At 39.1% G+C, this 4,388-nt stretch carries 1 protein-coding gene and 1 pseudogene; both read right to left on the bottom strand.

Annotated elements, in window-relative coordinates:
• The coding region (locus LHW48_03200) for a hypothetical protein (protein MCB5259467.1) at positions 1–3,990 on the bottom strand (3,990 nt) is incomplete at its 3' end.
• Between the two features lie 35 nt (positions 3,991–4,025).
• Positions 4,026–4,232: pseudogene (locus LHW48_03205) on the bottom strand (M48 family metallopeptidase).
• Positions 4,233–4,388 lie beyond the last annotated feature (156 nt).

Consider the following 4,388-nt stretch of genomic DNA (forward strand, 5'->3'; position numbering starts at 1 on the left):
CTTTTCGCCAAACAAAGACCATATGACAGTGTAACCTTTGGTGTTGAGATATTCGGATAATGTCATTTTATCAAACAACAATCCAGATCTACCTGACTCACAGAAAATTGAAAGGGGAGAGGTTACCAGTTTTTCACCCAGATAGAATCTCCCATCTACAAACTTTTGGTTCAGCCCTAAATCTTTGACAATTGTGGCACATGGGAGATTGATATCAATCCTAGTTCTTTCGTATGAGCAATCCAGAGTAAACTCGTTTGAATAGCAGTCATCAGTAATGAGCATGGGGACGTTAAGGCTCGTTTTTGAATCTTCATCGTTAACCCACTCGTCTTTTATTCCTTTGGAGCATTCATACGCATAAGAATATGGATATTCACCAATAAAAATGTGGTAAAAACTCCCTGACTCTGGCATCCATTTACCTTTCTGTCTTTTATTACTCCACCATGATGTTACTTTGGGAATATCAGATTTCCTTACAAGGCAGCTCTTTATCAGTAACAGAACATCTCTGGTTGGCTCATCATACTTTTCTTCTTCTGGTGGTGTTGGCATTTGCCAATGAAGATGTGCTTTTAGTAATAACCATTTACCGAGATTGTCATCGACAACTTCAATAAGTGTTGAAGGATTGGGGATGTCCTTCCTCATTCTAAGCCATTTTACATCATTCACTTGTTCATGCCATGATTTTATCACACATTCATCGGTTTTCCAATTCTTCAAGGGTATTGATTGATTGATGTGTTCATCATTCTGAACTAGCAGCGTTGGATCAATGTCTCTAATATGCGGCTCCCAGGGTCCTGAATAGTGATCCAGGGGATCAAACCAGTTATCATCCTTGTACTTATAATTGTCTGACAGCATCCCCATGAACTCGTGATATGCGATCCACTGGTACTTCTTACCGATTCGCTCAGCTTTATGCTCCGACCTTCCAACTCTGCCATAATTATCGACGTACGCATCAAAATGATTATGTATTGATGGATCATAACCTAACTCAATGACACGGTTAAAAATCCAACGTTGAGCTATAGATAGGTCAAACGTTTCAAGTGGGTCATTAATTTGATAGCCGTTAATAAGGCATGGCTTTAGAACCTGAGTGTATAGTTCATTCTGCTTAGCAGATAAAGACGTTATAAACGAGGCTTCGAGAGATTCAATTTCATTATCTATGTCAATTTCTGGATTCACCGAACCAATTCTTTCAAACATCGCGAGCGGTCTTGTTGATTCCAACAATTCGAGATAATCCCATTTTGACTTCTGCTCTTTAGTTAAGCCGTTTTTAAAGTCATCAAAAATCTGTTTTACCGATTTCGCGTTGTCATCTATTCTTCTACCAGTCCAAGAACAACTGCTGCTATTTGTGCCAATAACATACCGAGAGAAATCGCCATAGTCTATAACTGAATTCCAGATATCATTAAATCCACGTTTTTCCCTTGTTAGCTGAGTATAGTCTTCAATATAGTACTTTTCTCGGAGTTCGTCTATTGAGGGAATGTGTGTTGGCCATTTACTCTTATACGGTGGGTAAATCAGGCTGGTATCAATGTTCTTACATAACCCGCGAGACAAGGCTATTTCAATGATTCCTCTAGAATAGTCACGAAGCAGTATATGTTTTGGCGGTTTCCCTAACCTGAAGATTCTATTGTAGACATATCTTGCAAGCATTTTGAGGCTTGCGTTATCTATTGTATTATGAAGAACACAGCTGTACGTGGCACAATATATCCGCTCTAAAACGTAAATATCGTCAACATGCTCAAAGGTTTTAAACAACTCAATTATCAACGCAGGTCTGGATATAAGGAGGGATGCAAGGCCTTTTGTAGCTCGATCCCTAACAAAGCGGTTGGGAGTGGTTAGGAACCATGACAGAGTAATACCCATCAAATAAAGTGAGTTGTCTGTAACAGATTTTGTTGCATTGTCTATTTTTGCCCAATTCAATATCCTATCCACAGAGCGATTTTCATTGTTCTGATAATGTAGGAAAGCTGACCAAACAGCATCCCGTCTAGGCATACTAAGCCTTTTTAGGAAATTGTCTAACGACGTAGCATTGTAGGGATGGTTCTCTATTGGAGCAACCGTGAGAAGCGCATCGAAGAATGTATTTCGCATGCCTTCATTGTAAAATACGTACTTGTTGATAATTCCGTTTGTATTCCGTAGATCTGAGCTAAAAGCAGTGCTTTTTCTCCACACCAAACTTTCAATGAATGCATTAACTGCATGATAAGCAGTGTGATGTCTGTTCAATAGATATGGTGCGACTTCTATAAACTCAATTCCCTTCAGTTGTTCTGGACATTGTATCGATAAAGCATCCAATAAACCCAAATACCATCTACTGAAAATGGTCTTTCCAAGCTTTCTTCTCTTTGAAAAAAACCGCTTTGCCGTAACAAGATTCTTATTCTTCTTTCCAAACTCACTTTCATACTTTTCGAAGATATAACGAATTATCAGGTGGTCGCTGAATTTCTGAAATGGGAATCTAATATCAAAGCTGCCTTCGTTAACAACGCTCGGATACCTAGTTATCAGTAACAGCTTTTCCATATCACGGATAAGGTCTGATGGTGTTACATGAGGATGTGATGCATGAATTATACTATGTAGGGCCGATTCACTTATTCTATCAGAATTAGTAGCAACCATGGTCTTTGCGATAGGCTTGATTATCGAATTCCAAACATCAAGATTAGTCTTTTTTACCAATCCATACTTTCTGACCAGGGGTCGTGATACCTTATCAATGAATGTCTCAAATATAAATGTAGAGCCCTCATGACCCCGGAAGATATCCTGTTTAGCTCTGGTCTGTTTCCTTTTTTTGAAAGCTTCGCAGAATAGTTTTAGAAATAGGGGATTTTGAAACTCTGGGTAGAGAATAGGAATTTCCGGTAATGGGATATCGTTGTGTTCAAAGTACATTGTAACGGCTTGCCATTCTACCTCAGCAAATCCTGTATGGTTTACGCATTCCAGCCTGTTTATCTGATCTGTAGTTAGAACAGAATCTTCGAATCCAGTCCTAATTGTAACGACTAAGGCTACGTGTTTGTAGCTGCTGATATCATCCAATAAACCAGTAAAATGATTCTGCCAAAAGTCATCGGATGATTCGTTTAAGGCATCAATCATTATGAGTGATCTACAGCAGTTGACCCTAGCTAAACAATCAAGATGCCTAAGAAACTCTGCCTTATTATTAAAGAACGTATCTAGCCCCTGAGAGTGTAGGAAAGTGCCCCAGAAATCTGAAACATTCCTGTATTGTTCGCCAAATGATAAGAAGGTTGGTAATGGAGGGTCAACACTCTCAGTTCTAACCCTAAACAAATCACATAGCAGGTGTGTTTTTCCCATGCCTGCATTGCCTTCTATCAACAAATATGGGTTATTAGATAACCGGGCTTTGCTCTTTCTTGACAGATCATCGAGATCCATTATAGTTCCGTGTAGATCTCGAAGATTTCGAATCGTATAACCAATTTTCTCTGAAGGACTTGATTGATAAGACGTGCCTTGGCTTTCTGGTTTTATATCGTTTAGTTCCTGTTTACGCCTTTGGTAGTTATCAATCAAATTCAATAGTTGACTATCTGCATGTTCGGTAAGCCTTGTTATCTCAGCCCAGTTGATTGTTTCAGACGAATAGTCCCTGATATTGCAGACAATTTCATGAAGTCCACAAAGAGTATTAGAAAGAAGTTTATTCCGTTTATTGATACTCTCATCATCCCAATCGCTTTTATCATACTTAGAGCCTTTTCGAATCAAACCGGTCATCTTCCTTATCTCGTTGTAGAATTCTTCAGTTCTACACAAACCATGAAAAATGTCCGATAAAGGGATATCAACATTAGTCTCTGGAGAATATCTGGGACCAGCTAAGTTGATTATTTTGTCGTATCTGTTTTTGTAGAAGTTGCTATCTAAAACACTTTTTCTTTGCTTCATCATACCCACCTACATAGAGATATCTTAACAAGGGCTTAATACTCCCATTCCTCATGGCTGAGTGGGAACCTATTCAAGATATCCTTCCTGACTCTCCAGTCGGGGAGATATTTATCCATCAAGGCTTTGAAATTGTCGTTGTGGTGCTTTTCCAAGAGGTGCAGCAGTTCATGGACGATGATGTACTCCAGGCAGTCTTCTGGCTTCTTTGCCAGTTCCAGGTTGATCCAGATGCGCTTGGCAGGATGCTATTGATAGTGATCTCATCATGATGTGGCAGATTGTATGCTTCCAGACCAGGTGTATCGCATAAGGTGATATTCTTATTGAGCTTGAAACCAGGAGAATACACTGATAAGTGGAGGATTTTTTTATTGTTAGTGGGATTTTTTAATTCA

It is taken from the genome of Candidatus Cloacimonadota bacterium, assembly GCA_020532355.1.
Lineage (GTDB): Bacteria > Cloacimonadota > Cloacimonadia > Cloacimonadales > Cloacimonadaceae > UBA5456.